The 24,877-nt window shown below is 72.8% G+C and carries 2 protein-coding genes; both read left to right on the top strand.

Annotated elements, in window-relative coordinates; all coding sequences use genetic code 11:
• Positions 1 to 72: 72 nt before the first annotated feature.
• Positions 73 to 9,474 (top strand): type I polyketide synthase, encoded by a 9,402-nt coding sequence (locus tag ACSMTC_RS02105; protein WP_436564571.1) that lies wholly within the window; start codon positions 73 to 75, stop codon positions 9,472 to 9,474.
• Positions 9,475 to 9,531: 57 nt separating this feature from the next.
• Complete coding sequence (locus ACSMTC_RS02100; protein WP_436564570.1) at positions 9,532 to 24,834, top strand: type I polyketide synthase; 15,303 nt, start codon at positions 9,532 to 9,534, stop codon at positions 24,832 to 24,834.
• The last annotated feature ends 43 nt before the right edge of the window (positions 24,835 to 24,877 follow it).

Here is a 24,877-nt window from a genome sequence, read left to right as displayed (position 1 = left end):
CGTGACGACCGCAATCCACCACGCGACGAGCGTGACGACCGCACTTGTCCCGGCTTCCCGGAAGGCAGCCCACTGATGGCAGACGAAAAGAAGCTCCTCGACCACCTCAAGTGGATGACCACCGAGCTGCGCCGGGCCAACCGCCGACTGCGCGAGGTCGAGGAGGCCGAGCAGGAGCCGATCGCCATCGTGGCGATGAGCTGCCGGCTCCCCGGCGGCGTGCGGTCGCCCGAGGACCTGTGGCAGCTGGTCGCCACCGGAGCCGACGCCATCTCGCCGTTCCCCACCGACCGCGGCTGGGACATCGACGGGCTGTACCACCCGGACCCGGACCACCAGGGCACGTTCTACGCCTCCGGTGGCGGATTCCTGCACGACGCGGCCGAGTTCGACCCCGAGTTCTTCGGGATCTCGCCGCGTGAGGCGCTCGCCATGGACCCGCAGCAGCGCCTGCTGCTCGAGGCCTCCTGGGAGGTGTGCGAGCGGGCGGGGATCGACCCGGCCACCCTGCGCGGCAGCCGTACCGGCGTCTTCGTCGGCGGCAGCTACCAGGGCTACGGCTCGGAGCTCAAGGAGGTGCCGGAGGGCGTCGAGGGCCGCCTGCTGACCGGCAACGCGACCAGTGTGCTCTCCGGCCGGATCTCCTACACGCTGGGCCTGGAGGGCCCGGCCGCCACCCTGGACACCGCCTGCTCCTCCTCGCTGGTCGCCCTGCACTGGGCCTGCCAGGCGCTCCGGCGCGGAGACTGCACGAAGGCGCTGGTCGGCGGTGTGACCGTGATGGCCACCCCGGACGTCTTCGTCGAGTTCAGCCGTCAGCGCGGACTGGCCGCCGACGGCCGCTGCAAGTCCTTCGCGGCCGCGGCGGACGGCACCGGCTGGTCCGAGGGCGTGGCGGTACTGCTGGTCGAGCGGCTGTCGGACGCCCGTCGCAACGGGCACCCGGTGCTGGCCGTGGTCCGGGGAAGCGCCGTCAACCAGGACGGCGCCTCCAACGGTCTGACCGCCCCCAACGGCCCCTCCCAGCAGCGGGTGATCCACCAGGCACTGGCGGACGCCCGGCTGACGGCGGACCAGGTCGACGTGGTCGAGGCGCACGGCACCGGCACGGTCCTCGGTGACCCGATCGAGGCGCAGGCGCTACTCGCCACCTACGGCAAGGACCGTCCTGAGGACCGTCCGCTCTGGCTCGGCTCGTTGAAGTCCAACATCGGCCACACCCAGGCGGCGGCGGGTGTCGCCGGTGTGATCAAGATGGTGCTGGCCCTCCAGCACGGAGTGCTGCCCAAGACCCTGCACGTCGACCAGCCCTCTCCGCACGTGGACTGGTCGGCCGGCGCCGTCGAGCTGCTCACCGAGGCCCGCCCGTGGCCCGAGACCGGCGAACCCCGCCGCGCCGCCACCTCCTCGTTCGGCGTCAGCGGTACCAACGCCCACACCATCCTGGAGCAAGCACCCCCGGTCCCGAAGGCCGACGATGCCGTGGAGGACGTTGCCGCCCCCGTCGTGAACACGGCGCTCGTCCCCTGGTTCCTCTCCGCCAAGGGCGCCGAGGCGCTGCGGGCCCAGGCCCGGCAGCTGCTGGACCGCCTCACCGCGGACCCCGGACTCGACCCGGCCGACGTCGGCTACTCCCTCGCCACCACCCGCTCGGCGCTGCCGCGGCGCGCGGCGGTCATCGCCGGCCAGCCGGCCGACTTCCACCGCGGCCTCCAGGCGCTGGCCTCCGGCGAGAGCACACCGCAGTACGTCGTCGAGGGCTCGGTCACCGACGGCACCCTCGCGTTCCTGTTCACCGGGCAGGGCAGTCAGCGGGTCGGGATGGGCGCCGAGCTGTACGAGGCGTTCCCGGTGTTCGCTTCGGCTCTGGATGCGGTGTGTGCGGAGCTGGACCGGCATCTGGGGCGTCCGCTGCGTGAGGAGATGTTCGCGGGCGAGTTGCTGGATCGGACGGAGTACACCCAGCCGGCGCTGTTCGCGGTCGAGGTGGCGTTGTTCCGTCTGGTGGAGTCGTGGGGTGTGCGTCCGGACTTCCTGGCGGGTCATTCGATCGGTGAGATCGCTGCCGCGCATGTGGCGGGGGTGCTGTCGTTGGAGGATGCCGCTTCTCTGGTGGCTGCTCGTGGCCGGTTGATGCAGCAGCTGCCCTCTGGTGGTGCGATGGTGGCGGTCGAGGCGTCCGAGGGTGAGGTACTGCCGTATGTCACCGATGAGTTGGGGATCGCCGCGGTCAACGGTCCGTCGTCGGTGGTGATCTCGGGTGATGAGCGGGCGGTGCTGGAGGTCGCGGCGGACTGGGAGGCCCAGGGTCGTAAGACCAAGCGGCTCACGGTGAGCCACGCGTTCCATTCCCCGCTGATGGAGCCGATGCTGGCGGAGTTCCGCACGGTCGTGGAGGGGTTGATCTTCGGTGAGCCGAGGATCCCGATCGTCTCCACCCTCACCGGTGACATCACCGAGGAGATCCGCACCGCCGAGTACTGGGTGCGCCACGTCCGCGAGGCCGTCCGCTTCCACGACGCCGTTCAGACGCTGGAGCGTGAAGGCGTCCGTACGTTCGTGGAGTTGGGCCCGGACGGTGTCCTGTCCGCGCTGGGTCAGCACTGCGTGACCGAGGACGCGGCGTTCGTACCGCTGCTGCGCGCCGGCCGTTCCGAGGCCGAGGCGCTGACCATCGGCCTGGCCCGGGCACATGTGCGTGGCGTCGCCGTGGACTGGGAGGCGTTCTTCGCCGGTCGCGGTGCCGGCCGGGTCGACCTGCCGACCTACCCCTTCCAGTACGGGCACTACTGGCTGGAGTCGGGCGGTGGGTCCGCCGCCGCGACGGCGACGCCGGCCGACGAGGCGGACGCCCGCTTCTGGGAGGCCGTCGAGCGCGAGGACCTGGACACCCTGGCCGCGACCCTGCAGCTGGCGGACGGCGACGAGTTGGGCGCGCTGCTGCCTGCTCTGTCGGCCTGGCGCAGGCAGAGCCGTGAGCAGTCCACGGTGGACGGCTGGCGCTACCGGGTCACCTGGAAGCCGGTCACCGACGCTGCCTCGGGTGCGCTGTCGGGGACTTGGCTGGTGGTGGCTCCGGCCGAGGACGCCGCTGCGGCGGCCGTGGTCGGGATGCTGACCGCTCGGGGCGTGGATGTGTGCCGGGTCGAGCCGGTCGGTACCGATCGCGGTGCGATGGCCGAGCTGCTGCGCGGCGCGGTCGTGGACGGGACGGCGGTCGCGGGTGTGCTGTCTCTGCTCGCCCTGGGCGAGGACGGGACTGCCGCGCTCACCGCGACTCTTGTCCAGGCACTGGGTGACGCGGGCATCGCTGCCCCGCTGTGGTGCGTGACGCGGGGTGCGGTGTCGACCGGCCGTAGCGACCGGCTCGGCAGCCCGGCTCAGGCCCAGGTCTGGGGACTTGGCCGGGTGGTGGCACTGGAGCACCCCGACCGCTGGGGCGGTCTGGTCGACCTGCCGGAGACGCTGGACGGGCTTGCCCTCGCCCGGCTGGCGGGTGTGCTCACCGGCGGCGAGGACCAGGTCGCCGTACGAGCCTCGGGTGTCCATGCCCGGCGCCTCGCCCGGGCCCCGCGAGGTGAGTCCGTGGCCTGGAAGCCGTCCGGCACGGTCCTGGTCACCGGCGGGACGGGTGCCCTCGGTGCGGAGGTCGCGCGCTGGCTGGCCCGTAACGGAGCCGAGCACCTGGTGCTGACCAGCCGCCGGGGCCTGGATGCCCCCGGTGCGGTCGAACTGCGCGATGAACTGGCCGAGTTGGGTGCAACCGTCACGGTGGCCGCGTGCGATGTGGCCGACCGTGGGGCGCTCGCCGAGCTGCTCGCCACCGTCGAGGTGTCGGCGGTGTTCCACACCGCCGGTGTGCTCGATGACGGCATGGTGGACGGCCTGACGCCCGAGCGGTTCGCCACCGTGGCCCGCCCGAAGGCGGACGCCGCGCTCAACCTGCACGAACTGACCTCCGACCTCTCCGCCTTCGTCCTCTTCTCCTCCACCGCAGGCACGATCGGCAACGCCGGCCAGGGCAACTACGCCGCCGCCAACGCCTTCCTGGACGCGCTCGCCGAGCAGCGCCGGGCCGACGGCCTCGCCGCCACCTCCATCGCCTGGGGTCCCTGGGCCGGGAGCGGCATGGCCACCGACCGCACCCTCGAAGAGCGGCTGCGCCGCGAGGGTGTCCCGCCGATGACCCCCGAGTCGGCGATCGCCGCCCTGCACCAGGCGCTGGAGAACGGCGACACCACGGTCGCGGTCGCCGACATCGCCTGGGAGGTACTGCTGGCCGACCCGGGTGCCTCGCCCCGTGCCACCACCCTGTTCGACGAGATTCCCGAGGCCCGCGAGGCGCTCGCGAAGGCCGCGCCCGAGGCGTCCGCCCAGCGCAGCCCCCTCGCCCAGCGCCTCGCCGCCCTCTCGGAGACCGAACGCGGCGCCGCTCTGCTCGACCTGGTCCGCACCGAGGTCGCCGCCGTGCTCGGCTACGGTGCGCCCGAAGCGGTGGACGCGGGACGGGCGTTCCGCGAGCTGGGCTTCGACTCGCTCACCGCCGTCGAGCTGCGCAACCGCCTGGGTGCCGTCACCGGACTGAGCCTCCCGACCACCCTGGTCTTCGACTACCCGACCTCGAACGCGCTGTCCCAGTACCTGCGGACGGAGTTCTTCGGTCAGGAGACCGTGGCCGCGCAGCCGGTACCGCAGAGTGAGGCCGATGACGAGCCGATCGCGATCGTCGCGATGAGCTGCCGCTTCCCGGGCGGTGTCCGCACTCCCGAGGACATGTGGCAGCTGCTGGCGACGGGGACGGACGCGATCTCCGGCTTCCCGACCGACCGTGGCTGGGACCTGGAGGCGCTGTACAGCGGTGACGCGGAGCAGGCGAACACGGCCTACACCCGGGAGGGCGGGTTCCTCTACGACGTGGCCGAGTTCGATCCGACGTTCTTCGGTATCTCGCCGCGCGAGGCGCTGGCGATGGACCCGCAGCAGCGCCTGCTGCTCGAGACCTCCTGGGAGGCCTTCGAGCGGGCGGGCATCGACCCGGAGTCCCTGCGCGGCAGCCAGGCCGGTGTGTTCGTCGGCACCAACGGGCAGGACTACCTCACCGTCGCGGCGAACTCGCCGGACGGACTGGAGGGCCAGCTCGGCACGGGCACCGCGGCCAGCGTGGTCTCCGGCCGCCTCTCCTACACCTTCGGGCTTGAGGGCCCGGCGGTCACCGTCGACACCGCCTGCTCCTCCTCGCTGGTCGCGCTCCACCTCGCGGCACAGGCGCTGCGCAGCGGCGAGTGCTCGCTGGCGCTGGCCGGCGGTGTCACCGTGATGTCCACGCCGGGCGCCTTCATCGAGTTCAGCCGCCAGCGCGGCCTGGCGGCGGACGGCCGGTGCAAGCCCTTCGCCGCCGCCGCCGACGGCACGGGCTGGGGCGAGGGCGTCGGCATGCTCCTCGTCGAACGGCTCTCCGACGCCGAGCGCAACGGCCACCCGGTACTGGCCATCGTGCGGGGAAGCGCCGTCAACCAGGACGGCGCCAGCAACGGCCTCACCGCCCCCAACGGCCCCTCCCAGCAGCGTGTCATCCGCCAGGCGCTCGCCAGCGCCGGGCTGTCGCCCGACGAGGTCGACGCGGTGGAGGCGCACGGTACGGGCACGGCACTGGGCGACCCGATCGAGGCGCAGGCGCTGCTCGCCACCTACGGCAAGGACCGTCCTGAGGACCGTCCGCTCCTGCTGGGTTCGGTGAAGTCCAACATCGGCCACACCCAGGCCGCCGCCGGTGTCGCGGGCGTGATCAAGATGGTGCTCGCCATGGAGCACGGCACGCTGCCGCAGAGCCTGCACATCGACGCGCCGTCCGCCCAGGTCGACTGGTCGGCGGGTGCGGTCGAACTGCTCACCGAGGCCGCCCGGTGGCCGGAGACCGGCCGTCCGCGCCGGTCGGGCGTGTCCTCCTTCGGGATGAGCGGAACCAACGCCCATGTCGTCCTGGAGCAGGCACCCGTCCGGCCCACCGAGCCGCGCGACCCCGGAGTCCGTACCGTGCTGCCGCTGCTGGTGTCGGCCCGCAGCGAGGAGGCACTGCGGGCGCAGGCGAGCCGGCTGGCGTCCTGGGCGGCCGGAGCCGGGGACCCGTCCGGGCTGCTCGATCTGGCGTACTCGCTGGCCACGACGCGTTCCGCACTGGAGCACCGCGCCGTGGTGGTGGCCGCCGACAATGAGGGGTTTGCGGGGGGTGTACAGGGGTTGGCCTCGGGAAACCCCGATGCGAACGTGGTCCAGGGCTCGGCCAAGGGCGGCAGGTTCGCCTTCCTCTTCACCGGCCAGGGCAGTCAGCGGCTGGGCATGGGAGCGGAGTTGTACGAGACGTACCCGGCGTTCGCGGAGGCGATGGACGCGGTGTGCGCGGAGCTGGACCGGCATCTGGAGCGTCCGCTGCGCGAGGTGATGCTCGTCGCGGACGGCGAGGGCCTGCTGGATCGGACGGAGTACACCCAGCCGGCGCTGTTCGCGATCGAGGTGGCGTTGTTCCGTCTGGTGGAGTCGTGGGGTGTGCGTCCGGACTTCCTGGCGGGTCATTCGATCGGTGAGATCGCTGCCGCGCATGTGGCGGGGGTGCTGTCGTTGGAGGATGCCGCTTCTCTGGTGGCTGCTCGTGGCCGGTTGATGCAGCAGCTGCCCACTGGTGGTGCGATGGTGGCGGTCGAGGCGTCCGAGGGTGAGGTACTGCCGTACGTCACCGATGAGTTGGGGATCGCCGCGGTCAACGGTCCGTCGTCGGTGGTGATCTCGGGTGATGAGCGGGCGGTGCTGGAGGTCGCGGCGGACTGGGAGGCCCAGGGTCGTAAGACCAAGCGGCTCACGGTCAGCCACGCCTTCCACTCCCCGCTGATGGAGCCGATGCTGGCCGAGTTCCGCACGATCGTGGAGGGGCTGGCGTTCCAGGCGCCCCGGATCCCGATCGTCTCCACCCTCACCGGTGACATCACCGAGGAGATCCGTACCGCCGAGTACTGGGTGCGCCACGTCCGCGAGGCCGTCCGCTTCCATGACGCCGTCCAGGCGCTGGAGCGTGAAGGCGTCCGTACATTCGTGGAGTTGGGCCCGGACGGGGTGCTGTCGGCACTCGGCGAGCACTGCGTCACCGAACCGGCCGCCTTCGCCCCGACGCTGCGTTCGGGCCGTGGTGAGGTGCGGACGCTGACCGCCGCGGTGGCCCGGGCCCAGGTGCGCGGCGCGGCCGTGGACTGGGAGGCGTTCTTCGCCGGTACCGGTGCCCGCCGGGTGGACCTGCCCACCTACGCCTTCCAGCGCCACCGCTACTGGCCGAAGGCGGCCGAAGCCCCCGTCGCCGCCCCGGACTCGGTGGACAGCCGGTTCTGGGAGCTGGTCGAGCGCGAGGACCTCGACGCCCTGACCACCACCCTCGGCCTCGACGGCGACCAGCCGCTGAGCTCCGCCCTGCCCGCCATCACGGCCTGGCGCCGCCAGAGCCGTGAGCAGTCCACGGTGGACGGCTGGCGCTACCGGGTCACCTGGAAGCCGCTCACCGAGACCGGCGCCGCCGCGGTCTCCGGCACCTGGCTGCTGGTCGTCCCGGCCGGGCACAGCGAGGACGCCGCCGTCCTGGACGCGGCCACCACGCTGACCGAGCGCGGCGCCGAGGTACGTCAGCTGACCCTCACCCAGGCCGAGGACCGCGCCGCCGTCGTGGCCCACCTGCGCGGGGAACTCGACGCCGGCGGCGCACCGGCCGGTGTCCTCTCGCTGCTCGCGCTCGACGAGACCCCGCACCCGGAGCACCCGGGGATGCCCGCCGGTCTCGCCGCCACCGCCCTGCTGGTGCAGGCGCTCGGCGACGCCGAGGTGGGTTCCCCGCTCTGGTGCGTGACGCGCGGCGCGGTGTCCACCGGCCGGTCGGATCGCCTGCCGAACCCGGTACAGGCGCAGGTCTGGGGCCTCGGCCGAGTGGTCGGCCTGGAACACCCCGAGCGCTGGGGCGGCCTCATCGACCTCCCGCCGACCGCCGACGAGCGCACGCGGGAGCTGCTGGCCGTCGCCCTGACCGCTGCCGGAGCCGAGGACCAGCTCGCGCTGCGGCCGTCGGGCCTGTCCGTCCGCCGGCTGGTCCGCGCGACCCGGGGCGACGCGGTCGCCTGGAAGCCGCGCGGCAGCGTGCTGGTCACCGGCGGTACGGGGGCCCTCGGCGCCCAGGTCGCCCGCTGGCTGGCCCGCAACGGCGCCGAGCACCTGGTGCTCACCAGCCGCCGCGGCCCGGACGCGCCCGGAGTGGCCGAACTGCGCGCCGAACTCGCCGAGTCGGGTACGGACGTCACCGTCGCCGCGTGCGACGTGGCCGACCGTGCGGCCCTGGCAGCCCTGCTCGCCTCGATCGAGCAGCCGCTGACCGCCGTCGTCCACGCGGCCGGAGTGGTCGCGGACGCCGCCCTGACGGACAGCACCCCGGCCGACCTGGCCGCCGTCATCGAGGCCAAGGCGGCCGGAGCCGCCCACCTGGACGCCCTGCTGGCCGGGACCGAACTCGACGCCTTCGTCACCTTCTCCTCGATCGCGGGTGTCTGGGGCAGTGGCGGCCAGGCCGCCTACGCCGCCGCCAACGCCTTCCTGGACGCCCTGGTCGAGTCCCGCCGGGACCGCGGCCTGGCCGGGACCTCGATCGCCTGGGGCCCCTGGGCCGAGGCCGGCATGGCGGCCGGCGAAGCCGCGGAGGAGCACCTGCGCCGGTTCGGACTGCCCGTGATGGCGCCCGGCTCCGCCCTGACCGGACTCCAGCGGGCGCTGGAGAGCGGCGAGGCCACCGGCATCGTCGCCGACGTCGACTGGGCACGCTTCGTCCCCTCCTTCACCGCGGCCCGCCCGCGCCCGCTGATCGGCGAACTGCCCGAGGTCCGGCAGCTGTCGGCCACCGGTCCGGACGCCGCCGGGAGCACCGGGGAGAACGGCGAGGCGGCCGGAGTGAAGGCCAGGCTGGCCGGACTGTCCGAGGCCGACCGGGACCGCGCGCTGCTGGAGCTGGTGCGCGGCGAGGTGGCCGGAGTGCTCGGCTACCCGGGCGCGCAGTCGGTCGAACCGGCCAGGGCCTTCCGGGCACTGGGCTTCGACTCGCTGACGGCGGTCGAACTCCGCAACCGGCTGAACGCGGCCTGTGGGCTGCGCCTCCCGGCGAGCGCGGTGTTCGACTACCCGACGCCCGGAGCCCTCGCCGAGCACCTGCGTGACGAGCTCTTCCCGGACAGCGTCCGGGAGGCGGCCCTCGACCCGCAGGAGGCCGAGCTGCGCGCGGCACTCGAGCGCATCTCGCTGGCCCGGTTCCGGGAGGTGGGACTCCTGGAGACCCTGCTGAAGCTCGCCGACCCCGACGACGACAGCACAACTCCCAGCAGCGGCGATGAGTTGGACCTGATCGACACGATGGACGTGGCGAGCCTCATCGACATCGCCCTCGACAGCAACGAATCCTGACACGTTCGAAGTGCGGAGCTCATGATGACCACGCCCAACGAAAAAGTCGTTGCAGCGCTGCGGGCCTCCCTCAAGGAGACCGAGCGGCTGCGCCGGCAGAACCAGCAGCTGATCACGGCTTCCAGGGAGCCGATCGCCATCGTGGCGATGAGCTGCCGGTTCCCCGGCGGCGTGGAGTCGCCGGAGGCCCTGTGGCAGCTGCTCGCGGCCTCCGGCGACGCCATCGGCGAGTTCCCCACCGACCGTGGCTGGAAGCTCTCCGACCTCTACGACGCGGACCCCGACCGCCAGGGCACCTTCTACGCCCGCGGCGGCGGATTCCTGCACGAGGCGGCCCGGTTCGACCCGGCGTTCTTCGAGATCAGCCCGCGTGAGGCGCTGGCGATGGACCCGCAGCAGCGCCTACTGCTCGAGACCTCCTGGGAGGCCTTCGAGCGGGCCGGTATCGACTCCACCTCGCTGCGCGGCAAGCCGGTCGGCGTCTTCGTCGGCGCCTCCGCGTCGGGCTACAGCGCGGTGACGGACGAGCTGCCGGACGGCGTCGAGGGCTACATGCTCACCGGGAACGCGGCCGCCGTGGTCTCCGGCCGCCTCTCCTACACCTTCGGGTTCGAGGGCCCGGCGGTGACGGTGGACACCGCCTGCTCCTCCTCGCTGGTCTCGCTCCACCTCGCGGTGCAGGCGCTGCGCAACGGTGAGTGCTCGCTCGCGCTGGCCGGCGGTGTGACCGTCCTCGCCACGCCGGACGTCTTCGTGGAGTTCAGTCGCCAGCACGGCCTGGCCTCGGACGGTCGCTGCAAGGCGTTCGCCGCCTCGGCGGACGGCACCGGCTGGTCCGAGGGCGTGGGCATGCTGCTGGTGGAGCGGCTGTCGGACGCCCGTCGCAACGGTCACCCGGTGCTGGCCGTAGTCCGTGGCTCCGCCGTGAACCAGGACGGTGCGTCCAACGGTCTGACGGCGCCCAACGGCCCTTCCCAGCAGCGGGTGATCCGCCAGGCACTGGAGAACTCCGGCCTGACGACCGGTCAGATCGATGCGGTGGAGGCGCACGGCACCGGCACGACGCTGGGTGACCCGATCGAGGCGCAGGCGCTGCTCGCCACCTACGGCAAGGAGCGTCCTGAGGACCGTCCGCTCTGGCTGGGCTCGTTGAAGTCCAACATCGGTCACACCCAGGCGGCCGCCGGTGTCGCGGGCGTCATCAAGATGGTGATGGCCATGCGGCACGGTGTCCTGCCGCAGACCCTGCACGTCGACCAGCCCTCTCCGCACGTGGACTGGTCGGCGGGCGCCGTCGAACTTCTCACCGAGGCCCGTCCGTGGCCGGAGACCGGCGAGCCGCGCCGGGCCGGCATATCGGCGTTCGGAGTGAGCGGCACCAACGCTCACACGATCCTGGAGCAGGCTCCGGCCGTCGAGGCGGTTGCTGTTGAGGCGAGTGTGTCGCCGTCGGTGGTGCCGGTGGTGCTGTCGGCGAGGGGTGAGGTGGCGCTGCGGGCGCAGGCGGAGCGGTTGCTGTCTGCGGGTGATGCCGAACTGGTGGATGTGGCTTACTCGTTGGCTACCGGGCGGGCGGCGCTGGAGCGTCGTGCGGTGGTGGTCGCGGGTGAGCGCGCGGAGCTGGTGAGCGGGCTGGGTGCGCTGGTGGCCGGTGAGCCGGCGGCGAACCTGGTGCAGGGCACGGTGGCCGAGGGGCGGACGGCCTTCCTGTTCACCGGTCAGGGAAGCCAACAGCTGGGCATGGGAGAGGAGTTGTGCGCCGAGCTTCCGGCGTTCGCCGCCGCCCTGGATGCCGTCTGCGCGGAACTGGACCGGCACCTGGACCGTCCGCTGCGCGAGGTGATGTCCGCGGGCGAGCTGCTGGACCAGACCGGGTACACGCAGCCGGCGCTGTTCGCGATCGAGGTGGCGCTGTTCCGTCTGGTCGAGGCGTGGGGCCTGCGGCCGGACTTCCTCGCCGGTCATTCGATCGGTGAGCTGGCCGCCGCGCATGTGGCCGGGGTGCTGTCGCTGGCGGACGCCGCTGCCCTGGTGGCGGCTCGTGGTCGGTTGATGCAGGCGCTGCCGGTCGGTGGTGCGATGGTGGCGGTGCAGGCCTCGGAGGATGAGGTTCTGCCGCTGCTGACCGAGGAGTTGGGGATCGCGGCGGTCAACGGGCCGACCTCGGTGGTGATCTCGGGTGCAGAGCAGGCCGTCACGGCGGTCGCGGAGCAGCTGGCGGCCCAGGGTCGCAAGACGAAGCGGCTCACCGTCAGCCACGCGTTCCACTCGCCGCTGATGGAGCCGATGCTGGCCGAGTTCCGCACGATCGCCGAGGGGCTGACCTTCAACGAGCCCCGGATCCCGATCGTCTCGACCCTCACTGGTGACATCACCGAGGAGATCCGCACCGCCGAGTACTGGGTCCGCCACGTCCGCGAAGCGGTCCGCTTCCACGACGCCGTCCAGGCACTGGAGCGTGAAGGCGTCCGTACCTTCGTGGAGTTGGGCCCGGACGGGGTGCTCTCCGCGATGGGCCAGGACTGTGCCACCGAGGCGGTCGTCTTCGCCTCCGCACTACGGGCAGGCCGCCCGGAGGTCCGGACGCTGACCACCGCCCTCGCCCAGGCGTACGTCCGTGGCATGAACGTCGACTGGCAGGCGGTCTTCGCCGGCCAGGGCGCCCGCCGGGTGGACCTGCCGACCTACGCCTTCCAGCGCCAGCGCTACTGGCTCGAAGGCGGTGGCTCGATGGGCGATGTCGCGTCGATCGGGCTGGGTTCGGCCGGGCATCCGCTGCTGGGTGCGAGTGTGGAGCTGCCGGATTCCGACGGTGTGGTGTTCACGGGTCGTCTGTCGGTGCAGTCGCACCCGTGGCTGGCTGATCACGCGGTGATGGGCAGTGTGCTGCTGCCGGGTACGGCCTTCGTGGAGCTGGCCATCCGGGCTGGTGACCAGGTCGGCTGCGGGCTGCTGGAGGAGCTGACGCTGGAGGCGCCGCTGGTGCTGCCCGAGCGTGGTGGCGTCCAGTTGCGGCTGGCGCTGGGCGCGGCGGACGAGAGCGGTCGGCGTTCGCTGAGTCTGCACTCGCGGGCCGAGGACGCGCTCGCGGAGGAGCCCTGGACGCGGCACGCCACCGGTGTGCTCGCGCCTGGTGCCCAGGCTCAGGCCTCGTTCGAACTGGCGGAGTGGCCCCCGGCCGGTGCGGTCGCCGTCGACGTGGCGGACCTGTACGAGCGCCTGGCGGAGCTCGGCTTCGGTTACGGTCCGGTGTTCCAGGGCCTGCGCGCCGCCTGGCAGTTGGGCGACGAGGTGTTCGTCGAGGCGGCACTGCCCGAGGACGCCCACGACACCGCCGCCTCCTTCGGCCTGCACCCGGCGCTGCTGGACTCGACGCTGCACGCACTGGGCACCGTCGACCTGCTGGAGGACACCGGACGCGGCCGGATCCCGTTCTCGTGGAACGGCGTGACCCTCCACGCCTCGGGCGCCGCCGTCCTGCGGGCCCGGCTCTCGCGCACCGGCACGAACGCGATCTCGCTGGCGCTCGCCGACGAGACGGGTCAGGCCGTCGCCTCGGTGGAGTCGCTGGTGCTGCGCGAGATCGGCGACCAGCAGGTGCGTGGCGGGTTCGTGGAGTCCCTGTTCCGGGTGGAGTGGACCGTGCTGCCGGTCCCGGCCGCACCCGCGGGCCGCTGGGCGGCTCTCGGCGTGGACCCGACCGGTACCGGCACCGAGTGCTTCGCCGACCTCGCCACCCTGGGCCGTACCGCTGAGGAACGCGGATCCGTGCCCGAGGAGGTCTTCCTCGCGCTGGCCCCCGTGGACAGCGACGACCTCCCGTCAACCGCCCGTGCCACGCTGCACGGTGTGCTCGGCGTCATCCAGGAGTGGCTGGCCGACGAGCGGTTCGCCTCCTCCCGTCTGGTCCTGGTGACCCGTGGCGCGGCCGCGGGCGGTGAGAACCTCGCCCATGCCCCGGTCTGGGGTCTGGTCCGCTCCGCACAGGCGGAGAACCCCGACCGCTTCGTGCTGGTGGACCTCGACGCCCAGGGTGCCGCCGCCGAGCTCCTGGCGGGGGCACTCGCCTCGGGCGAACCGGAGTTCACGATCCGCGACGGCGCCGTACGGGCCCCTCGTCTGGCACGCGTCGAAGCATCCGCCGCCGCACCGGGGTTCGACGCGAGCGGTACGGTCCTGGTGACCGGTGCGTCCGGCACCCTCGGCGGTCTGGTCGCCCGCCACCTGGCGGCCGAACACGGCATCCGAAGCCTGCTGCTGGTCTCGCGCAGCGGTGGCGAGTCGGAGAGCGCGGCACAACTGACCGCCGCGCTGCGCGAGTCGGGTGCCGAGGTCCACTGGGCGGCGTGCGACGTCGCCGACCGGGAGGCGCTGGCGGAGGTGCTGGCGTCCGTCCCGGCGGAGTTCCCGCTGCGGGGAATCGTGCACACCGCCGGTGTGCTGGACGACGGCACCGTCCCCTCGCTGACCCCCGACCGCATCGACACCGTGCTGCGCCCGAAGATGGACGCGGCCTGGAACCTGCACCGGCTCACCGCCGGTCTCGACCTGACCGCCTTCGTCCTGTTCTCCTCCGCCGCCGGCACCTTCGGAGGTCCGGGCCAGGCCAACTACGCCGCCGCCAACGTCTTCCTGGACGCCCTCGCGGCCCGCCGCCGGGCTGCCGGACTCCCGGCGACCTCCCTCGCCTGGGGTCTGTGGGCCGAAGGTGCCGGAACGGCGACCGGTATGGCGGCCGGCCTGGGCAGCGGCGATGTCGACCGGATGACCCGCTCGGGAGTACAGGGGCTCTCCACCACCGAAGGCCTCTCCCTGTTCGACGCCGGAACTGCCGCCGCCGACGCGTCCCTGCTGCCGATCAGGCTCGACCTGGCCGCGCTCCGAGCGGACTCCGGCAGGGAAGTCCTGCCACTGCTGCGCGGACTGGTCCGTGTCCCGGCCCGCCGCGCGGTGCGGGCTGGCTCGACGGGCGGCTCGGAGCTGGTCAGCCGTCTGGCCGGGCTGTCCGCTGCCGAGTGCGAGGAAGCGCTGCTCGATCTGGTGTGTGCGCGGGTGGCGTCGGTGCTGGGTTATGCGGATGCGGCTGCGGTGGAGGCGGGTCGGGCGTTCAAGGAGCTGGGGTTCGATTCGCTGACGGCGGTCGAGCTGCGCAATGAGCTGAACGGTGTGACGGGTCTGCGGCTTCCGGCGACGCTGGTGTTCGACTATCCGAGTCCTGCCGCGTTGGCCGCTTTCCTGCGGTCGGAGCTGGTGGGTGAGGAGGCCGGGGCGTCGGTTGCCGCTCCGGTGGTGGTGCTGGATGACGAGCCGGTCGCGATCGTCGGGATGAGCTGCCGTTATCCGGGTGGTGTGGAGTCGCCGGAGGATCTGTGGCGGCTGGTGTTCGAGGGCAGGGACGCGGTCTCGGGGTTCCCGACGGGTCGTGGCTGGGATCTCGATGGTCTCTATCACCCGGATCCGGATCACCAGGGCACCTCGTATGCCCGTGAGGGGGGGTTCCTGCATGACGCGGGTCTGTTCGACCCGACGTTCTTCGGGATCTCGCCGCGTGAGGCGATCGCGATGGACCCGCAGCAGCGGCTCCTGCTTGAGACTTCCTGGGAGGCGTTCGAGCGGGCGGGGATCGACCCGGCGACCGTGCGCGGCAGCCGTACCGGTGTGTTCGCGGGTGTGATGTACCACGACTACGCCACGGGTGTCGGTGAGCTGCCGGACGGTGTGGAGGGCTACCTCGGCACGGGTAACTCGGGCAGCATCGCCTCCGGCCGTGTCGCCTACACGCTCGGTCTGGAGGGCCCGGCCGTCACGGTCGACACCGCCTGCTCCTCCTCACTGGTTGCCCTGCACTGGGCGATCCAGGCACTGCGCAACGGCGAGTGCACCATGGCACTGGCCGGCGGTGTCACCGTGATGGGCACCCCCGAGACCTTCGTCGACTTCAGCCGCCAGCGCGGCCTCTCGGCCGACGGCCGGTGCAAGTCCTTCGCCGCTGCGGCGGACGGCACGGGCTGGGGCGAGGGTGTCGGCATGCTGCTGGTCGAACGCCTCTCCGACGCCCGGCGCAACAACCACCCCATCCTGGCCGTGGTCCGGGGAAGCGCCGTCAACCAGGACGGCGCCTCCAACGGGCTGACCGCTCCCAACGGCCCCTCCCAGCAGCGCGTCATCCGCCAGGCCCTGGCCGGCGCCGGGCTCTCGGCCGACGAGGTCGACGCGGTCGAGGCGCACGGCACCGGCACCACGCTCGGTGACCCGATCGAGGCGCAGGCGCTGCTCGCCACCTACGGCCAGGACCGTGACGGGGCCTCGCCGCTGTGGCTGGGCTCGGTGAAGTCCAACATCGGCCACACCCAGGCCGCCGCCGGTGTCGCGGGCATCATCAAGATGGTGATGGCCATGCGGCACGGCACGCTGCCGCAGACCCTGCACGTGGACGAACCCTCGCCCAACGTGGACTGGTCGGCGGGCGCCGTCGAACTGCTCACCGAGGCCCGTCCCTGGCCCGAGACCGGACGCCCGCGCCGAGCCGCGGTCTCCTCCTTCGGCATCAGCGGCACCAACGCGCACACCATCATCGAGCAGGCCCCCGAGCCCGCCGAACAGCCGACGTCCACAGACGTCGATCCGGTACGTTCCGCCGTGCTGCCGTGGTTGCTCTCCGCGAAGAGCGAGGACGCCCTGCGAGCACAGGCCGGCCGGCTGCTGTCCTTCGTCGAGACCCGGCCGGAGGCCGAACTCGCCGATATCGCCTACTCGTTGGCCACCACCCGAGCCACCCTGGACCGCCGGGCACTGCTGGTGGCCGAGGACCGCGAGGAACTCACCCGCACGCTGCGGGCGCTGGCAGCCGGAGACCCGGCCGCCGGGATCGTCCGCTCCGCCGGGACCGGCGGAAAGCTCGCCCTGCTGTTCACCGGCCAGGGCAGCCAGCGGGTCGGGATGGGCCGGGAGCTGTACGAGGCGTTCCCGGTGTTCGCCTCTGCCCTCGACGCCGTGTGCGCGGAGCTGGACCGGCATCTGGAGCGTCCGCTGCGCGAGGAGATGTTCGCGGGCGAGCTGCTCGACCAGACCGCCTACACCCAGCCGGCGCTGTTCGCCATCGAGGTGGCGCTGTTCCGTCTGGTGGAGGCGTGGGGCGTACGGCCGGACTTCCTGGCCGGTCATTCGATCGGTGAGATCGCTGCCGCGCACGTGGCGGGTGTGCTGTCGTTGGCGGACGCCGCCACTCTGGTCGCCGCTCGCGGCCGGCTGATGCAGGCACTGCCCACCGGTGGCGCGATGGTGGCGGTGCAGGCCACCGAGGACGAGGTACTGCCGCTGCTGACCGACGAGTTGGGGATCGCCGCCGTCAACGGCCCGACCTCCGTGGTCATTTCCGGTGCCGAGCAGGCAGTGCTGGCGGTTGCGGAGAAGCTGGCCGCCGACGGTCGCAAGACCAAGCGGCTCACCGTCAGCCATGCCTTCCACTCGCCGTTGATGGACGGCATGCTGGCCGAGTTCCGTGCGCTTGCCGAGGGGCTGACCTTCGGCGAGCCGAGGATCCCGATCGTGTCCACCCTCACCGGTGAGGTCACCGGTGAGCTGCGCACCGCCGAGTACTGGGTGCGCCACGTCCGTGACGCCGTCCGCTTCCACGACGCCGTCCAGGCACTGGAGGCCGAAGGAGTCCGTACCTTCCTGGAGTTGGGTCCGGACGGCGTCCTGTCCGCGATGGGCCAGGAGAGCGCTACCGAGGACGCGGCCTTCGCGCCGGTGCTGCGCGCGGGCCGTCCCGAGGTGCGGGCGCTGACGACCGCCCTCGCCCAGGTGTACGTCCGTGGTGCGGTCATCGACTGGCAGGCGGTCTTCGCCGGTCGCGGCGCACGGCGCGTCGACCTGCCCACCTATGCCTTCCAGCACGACTGGTACTGGCTGGAGTCGGCGGCCCGGCCGGCCGCTGCGGTGGACGAGGTGGACGCGCGGTTCTGGGAAGCCGTGGAGCGCGAGGACCTTGACGCCCTGGCCGCCACCCTGCAGGTCGACGGTGACGGCGAGCTGGGCACGCTCCTGCCCGCTCTGTCGGCCTGGCGTCGGCAGAGCCGTACCGAGTCCACGGTGGACGGCTGGCGCTACCAGGTCAGTTGGAAGCCGATCGCCGACCCGGCCCCGAGCGGGCTGTCGGGTACCTGGCTGGTGGCGGCTCCGGCCGAGGACGCCGCTGCGACGGCCGTGGTCCGGATCCTGGCCGAACGCGGTGCGGACGTCCGCCCGGTCGAGCTCGGTACGGATCGCGCGGAGACCGCCGTGCGCCTACGGAAGGCAGCGGACGGAACTCCGGTCTCCGGGGTGCTGGCACTGCCGACGGTGTCCGACGGTGTGGCAGGGACGCTGGCGCTGGTACAGGCGCTGGGTGATGCCGGTATCGCTGCTCCGCTGTGGTGTGTGACGCGGGGTGCGGTGTCGACCGGTCGCAGTGACCGGCTCGGCAGCCCGGCTCAGGCTCAGGTCTGGGGGCTTGGCCGGGTGGTGGCGCTGGAGCATCCGGAGCGTTGGGGTGGTCTGGTCGATCTGCCGGAGGTGCTGGACGAGCGTGCGCTGTCGCGGCTGGCGGGTGTGCTGGCGGGTGGTGAGGATCAGGTCGCGGTGCGGGCGTCGGGTGTGTTCGCCCGTCGTCTGGTGCGGGCCGTGCGTGGCGAGGGCGTCGCCTGGAAGCCGTCCGGGACGGTTCTGGTGACGGGTGGTACGGGTGCGTTGGGTGCGGAGGTTGCGCGCTGGCTGGCCCGTAACGGTGCCGAGCACCTGGTGCTGACCAGCCGTCGTGGTCTGGAGGCTCCCGGTGCGGTCGAACTGCGTGATGAGCTGGCCGAGTTGGGCGCAACCGTCACGGTGGCCGCGTGTGATGTGGCCGACCGTGAGGCGCTGGCTGAGCTGCTCGCCACCGTTGAGGTGTCGGCGGTGTTCCACACCGCCGGTGTGCTGGACGACGGTGTGGTGGACGGTCTGACGCCCGAGCGGTTCGCGACCGTGGCCCGTCCCAAGGTGGACGCCGCGCTCAACCTGCACGAACTGACCTCCGACCTCTCCGCCTTCGTCCTGTTCTCCTCCGTGGCAGGTGTCATCGGCAGCGCGGGTCAGGGCAACTACGCCGCCGCGAACGCCTTCCTGGACGCGCTCGCCGAGCAGCGCCGGGCGGACGGTCTGGCCGCCACCTCCATCGCCTGGGGCCCCTGGGCCGGGAGCGGCATGGCCACCGACCGCACCCTCGAAGAGCGCCTGCACCGGGGTGGACTCCCCGCCATGGCACGGGAGTTGGGAATCGCCTTCCTGCACCGGGCACTGTCCGCCGACGACGTGACCGTGACCGCGGCCGACTTCGTCTGGGAGCGCTTCGCCCCCTCGTTCGTCGCAACTCGCCCCAGCCGGCTGCTCGACGAGCTGCCGGAGGCCCGCCGGGCGATCGACGAGGCCGTCGGCGACCGGTCGGCGACCGGCGGCCCGACCGCTCTGACGCAGCGGCTCGCGGGCCTCTCCGAGGCCGAACGGGACACCGCGCTCCTTGACCTGGTGCGCACCAATGTGGCGACCGTCCTCGGCTACGCCGACCCGGAGGGCATCGAGGTCGGCAAGGCGTTCAGGGAACTCGGATTCGACTCGCTGACCGCCGTCGAGTTCCGCAACCTGCTGGCCACCTCGACCGGCCTGGCGCTGCCCGCCACGGTGGTGTTCGACTACCCCTCGGTGCGCGCGCTGGCCGACCACCTGCGGTCCGAGCTGCTCGGCGGCGCCGACGACCGGTCCGGGTTGCCCGTACTGAGCGGCCTCGTGGACGACGAGCCGATCGCGATCGTCGCGATGAGCTGCCGTTTCCCGGGCGGGGTCCGTACTCCCGAGGACATGTGGCAGCTGCTGGCGACGGGGACGGACGCGATCTCCGGCTTCCCGACCGACCGTGGCTGGGACCTGGAGGCGCTGTACAGCGGTGACGCGGAGCAGGCGAACACGGCCTACACCCGGGAGGGCGGGTTCCTCTACGACGTGGCCGAGTTCGATCCGACGTTCTTCGGGATCTCGCCGCGTGAGGCGCTGGCGATGGACCCGCAGCAGCGCCTGCTGCTCGAGACCTCCTGGGAGGCTTTCGAGCGGGCGGGCATCGACCCGGAGTCCCTGCGCGGCAGCCGGACCGGTGTGTTCGTCGGCACCAACGGGCAGGACTACCTCCAGCTCGCCATGGACGCCTCCGAGGAGCTCGGCGGTTTCCTCGGCACGGGCAACGCCGCGAGCGTGGTCTCGGGCCGGCTCTCGTACACCTTCGGCCTGGAAGGTCCGGCGGTGTCGGTCGACACCGCCTGCTCCTCCTCACTGGTCGCCCTCCACATGGCGGTGCAGGCGCTGCGCGGCGGCGAGTGCACCATGGCGCTGGCCGGCGGTGTGACGGTGATGTCCTCGCCGGGCGCGTTCGTCTCCTTCAGCCGCCAGCGCGGCCTGGCCGAGGACGGCCGCTGCCGGGCGTTCTCGGCCGACGCGGACGGTACCGGCTGGGGTGAGGGTGTCGGCATGCTGCTGGTGGAGCGGCTGTCGGACGCGGAGCGCAACGGCCACCCGGTCCTGGCGGTGGTACGCGGGAGCGCGATCAACCAGGACGGTGCCTCGAACGGTCTGACGGCCCCCAACGGCCCCTCCCAGCAGCGCGTCATCCGCCAGGCCCTGGCGAACGCCCGCCTCACGGCCGAGGAGATCGACGCGGTGGAGGCGCACGGTACGGGGACGCGACTGGGCGACCCGATCGAGGCCCAGGCCCTGCTCGCCACCTACGGCCAGGACCGTGACGCGGCATCGCCGCTCTGGCTGGGATCGGTGAAGTCCAACATCGGCCACACCCAGGCCGCCGCCGGTGTCGCGGGCGTGATCAAGATGGTGCTCGCCATGGAGCACGGCACGCTGCCGCAGAGCCTGCACATCGACCAGCCCTCGCCGCACGTGGACTGGTCCGCCGGTGCCGTGGAACTGCTGGCCGATTCCCGGCCGTGGCCGGAGACCGGCCGCCCGCGCCGCGCGGCGGTGTCCTCCTTCGGTATGAGCGGCACCAACGCCCACACCATCCTGGAGCAGGCGCCCTCGGTTCCGGCGGCTGACACCCCCCGGGCCACCGACACGGTCGCCCCGCTCCTGTTGTCGGGTCGCACCGAGTCCGCCCTGCGGGGGCAGGCTGCGCGGTTGAGTGTGCACCTGGCGGAGCGGTCGGAGCTGTCGCTGGCGGATGTGGGTTACTCGTTGGTGGCGTCCCGGGCCGGGTTCGAGCATCGGGCGGTGGTGGTCGCGGGTGACCGTGAGGCTGCTGTTCGGGGTCTGGAGGCGCTGGCGTCCGGTGAGCCGGGTGCGGGTGTGGTCCAGGGCGTGGCCGGTTCGGCGGGGAAGGTGGCGTTCGTCTTCCCGGGGCAGGGGTCGCAGTGGGCGGCGATGGCGGTGGAGCTTCTGGAGAGCTCTGTGGTGTTCGCGGAGCGGATGGGGGAGTGTGCGGCCGCGCTTGAGTCCCACACGGACTGGTCGCTGCTGGACGTTGTGCGTGGCGAGGTGGGTGAGGCGTGGCTGGAGCGGGTGGATGTGGTCCAGCCGGTGCTGTGGGCCGTGATGGTCTCGCTCGCCGAGGTGTGGCGTGCTGCGGGTGTGGAGCCGTCGGTGGTGGTCGGTCACTCGCAGGGTGAGATCGCCGCTGCTGTGGTGGCGGGTGCGTTGTCGCTGGAGGACGGCGCGCGTGTGGTGGCGCTGCGCAGTCGGGCCATCGCTGGTGGGCTTGCGGGTCGTGGTGGGATGGTGTCGGTCGCGTTGCCGGTGGAGGCGGTGCGTGAGCGGCTGACGGTGTGGGGTGGGGCGCGGATCTCGGTCGCGGCGGTGAACGGGCCGTCGTCGGTGGTGGTTTCGGGTGAGCCGGCCGCGCTGGATGAGCTGATCGCCTCCTGTGAGGCGGACGGCGTTCGCGCCCGCCGGGTGCCGGTGGACTACGCCTCGCACTCGGCGCAGGTGGAGTCGATCCGCAGCGAACTGCTGGATGTTCTGCAGGGCGTGACCCCGCGTGCGGGTCGGGTGCCGCTGCTGTCCACGGTGACCGGTGAGCTGGTCGACGGCTCGGGTATGGATGCCGAGTACTGGTACACCAACCTCCGTGCCACGGTGGAGTTCGCGGACGCGACGCGCGCACTGCTGGAGGACCACGGCGTCGGCACCTTCGTCGAGGTCAGCGCGCACCCCGTGCTCGCCATGGCGGTGCAGGAGAGCATCGAGCGGACCGGCCGCGACGCCACCGCCTTCGGCACCCTGCGCCGCCAGGAGGGCGGCCTGGAGCGGCTGTTCACCTCCTTCGCCGAGGCCCAGGTACGCGGCATCGCCATCGACTGGCAGCCGTTCTTCACCGAGCACGGCGCCCGCCGGGTGGACCTGCCGACCTACGCCTTCCAGCGCCAGCGGTACTGGGTGGAACCGTCCGGCACCGGGACGGCGGACGTCGCGTCGGCCGGTCTCGCCTCCGCCGAGCATCCGCTGCTGGGCGCGGCCGTCGAACTCCCCGACTCCGACGGCTTCCTGTTCACCGGTCGGCTCTCGCTGCGCACCCACCCCTGGCTGGCCGACCACGCGGTGGGCGACACCGTACTGCTGCCGGGCACGGCCTTCGTCGAGCTGGCCGTACGCGCCGGGGACCAGGTCGGCTGCGGTCTGGTCGAGGAGCTCACCCTCGAAGTCCCGCTGGTCCTGCCCGAGGAGGGCAGCCTCCAGCTGCAGCTCGTGGTGGGCGGACCCGACGCGTCGGGACGCCGCGCACTGAACCTGTACGCGCGGCCGGAGGACGCCACCGGTTCGGCGCTCTGGACCCGGCACGCCGGCGGCACCCTCAGCGCCGCCACCGCCCCCGCCGCACCGCTCGATTCCGGCAGCTGGCCCCCCGCCGACGCCGTCGAGCTGCCGGTGGCGGGCCACTACGAGCGGCTGGCGCAGGCCGGGCTGCTGTACGGTCCGGCCTTCCAGGGGCTGCGCAGGGCCTGGCAGTACCGTGACGAGGTGTACGCCGAGGTCGGCCTGCCGGAAGGCCTGCTGGCCGAGGCGGGCGGCTACGGTCTGCACCCGGCGCTCCTGGACGCCGCCCTGCAGTCCCTGGCGCTCGCGACCGGTGACACGGCCGGCAACACGGCCGATGAGGAGCCCCAGGCCCGCCGGCCGTTCGCCTGGAACGGTTTCGCCCTGCACGCCACCGAGGCCTCCGAACTGCGGGTCCGTCTGACGCCGTCCGGGCCGGACGCGGTCTCCCTGGCCGTGGCCGACGGCACGGGCGCGCCCGTCGCCTCCGTGGAGTCCCTCGTCCTGCGTCCCGTCTCGGCGGAGCAGCTCGCTGGGACCAACGCGGCCGCCCGGCATGATGCTCTCCTCCGGGTGGAGTGGACGCCGCTGGCCGTCCCGCAGCCGACGGCGACCGGCGGCCACTGGGCCGTGCTCGGCGCCGACGACTTCAAGCTCGGCCACGCCCTGGAAGCCGCCGGCGCCCGCGTCGACTCCTACGCCGACCTGCCCGCGCTCTCGGCGGCGGTGGCGGACGGCGGTCCCGTACCGGACACCGTCCTGGTGGCCTGCACGGCGGCCGACGGCGCCGCGCAGGACCTGGTGCCCGCCGTGTACGCGGCCACGCACCGCACCCTCGCCCTGCTGCAGGACTGGCTCGCCGACGACCGGCTCTCCGCCGGCCGACTGGTCCTGGTGACCGAGGGCGCGGTCGCGACCTCCGAGGACACCGAGGCGGATCCGGTCCACGCACCGCTCTGGGGCCTGGTCCGGGCGGCACAGACCGAGAACCACGACCGGTTCGTCCTGCTGGACCTGGACGACGACGAGGCCTCCCGCCGACTGCTGCCGGGACTGCCGACCGCGGTCTCCGCCGGGGAGAGCGAGTTCGCCCTCCGCGCGGGTACCGCCCTGGTGCCCCGACTGGCCAGGATCCCGGTCGTGGAGGACACCGACACCCCGGCGGCCCGGCCGCTGGACCCGCAGGGCACCGTGCTGATCACGGGAGCCACCGGCGGACTGGGCGCCCTGCTGGCCCGCCACCTGGTGACCGAACACGGAGTCAGGCACCTGCTGCTCACCAGCCGCCGCGGCCCCGCTGCCGAGGGGGCCACGGAACTGGTGGCCGAACTGGCCGAGTTGGGCGCCGAGGCGACCATCGCCGCCTGCGACACGGCCGACCGGGAGGCGCTGGCCGCCCTGCTGGCCGGGGTTCCCGCTGAGCATCCGCTCACGGCGGTGGTCCACACGGCCGCGGTACTGGACGACGGCGTGATCGGCGCGCTCACCCCGGAGCGCGTGGACCGGGTGCTGCGTCCCAAGGTGGACGCGGCGGTCAACCTGCACGAGCTCACCGAGCACCTGGACCTCTCCGCCTTCGTCCTGTTCTCGGCCGCCGCCGGCACCCTCGGCGGCGCGGGCGTCGGCAACTACGGTGCGGCGAACGTGTTCCTGGACACGCTGGCGCGTCACCGCCGCGCCCGCGGTCTCACCGCGGTCTCCCTGGCCTGGGGCCTGTGGGCCGAACGCCGGGGAATGGCAGGCCGGCTGAGCGAGGTCGACCTCGCCAGGTCGGCGCGCGGCGGGGTGCTGGCGATGACCGCCGAGCAGGGCCTGACGCTCTTCGACACCGCCCTGACGGTGCCGGGTGAGCCGGTACTGGTGCCCATGCACCTGGACGTGAAGGCACTGCGCGCTCTCGCGGCCACCCCGGGCGCCCTTCCGACGCTGTTCCACGGCCTGGTCCGGGTCCCGGTACGGCGAGCCGCAGCGGCGGTCGCCGCCACCGCGGAAGCCGAACCGGCCAGCCTGGCCCGGAAGTTGGCGGACCTCTCGACCGCCGAGCAGGAGCGCGTGCTGCTCGACCTGGTCCGCGGCCACGTGGTCGCCGTCCTCGGCTACTCCTCGGTGGACCTGGTCGGCGGCGGGCAGGCCTTCCGCGAACTGGGCTTCGACTCCCTCACGGCCGTCGAGCTGCGCAACCGCCTCAACACCGCCACGGGGCTGCGCCTGCCGGCGACGCTCGTGTTCGACTACCCGACGCCCGCCCTGCTGGCCGAGTACCTGCGGGGCGAGGTGGCCCCCGGCGCCACCGGGGCGGAGCCGCAACTGATCGAGGAACTGGGCCGTCTGGAGACCTCGCTCGCGTCGCTCGCGGCCGCCGGGCTCTCCGACGACACCGCCCACACCCGGATCGCGGCCCGCCTCCAGGCTCTGCTCACCACCTGGAACGAGGCCAACGCCCAGGCCGGGGAGGCGGGTTCGGCGGCACTCGACGAGGACGCCTCCGACGACGAGATCTTCGACTACATCGACAAGAAGTTCGGCAGGGGCTGAGCGCATTGGACGCACTCCTCCGCAACCCCCTCAGCCTCCAACC

The organism is Kitasatospora sp. HPM-01-4 (assembly GCF_051374625.1).
In the GTDB taxonomy this organism is placed as follows: Bacteria; Actinomycetota; Actinomycetes; order Streptomycetales; family Streptomycetaceae; genus Kitasatospora.
This window is presented reverse-complemented; position numbering and strand designations above follow the sequence as displayed.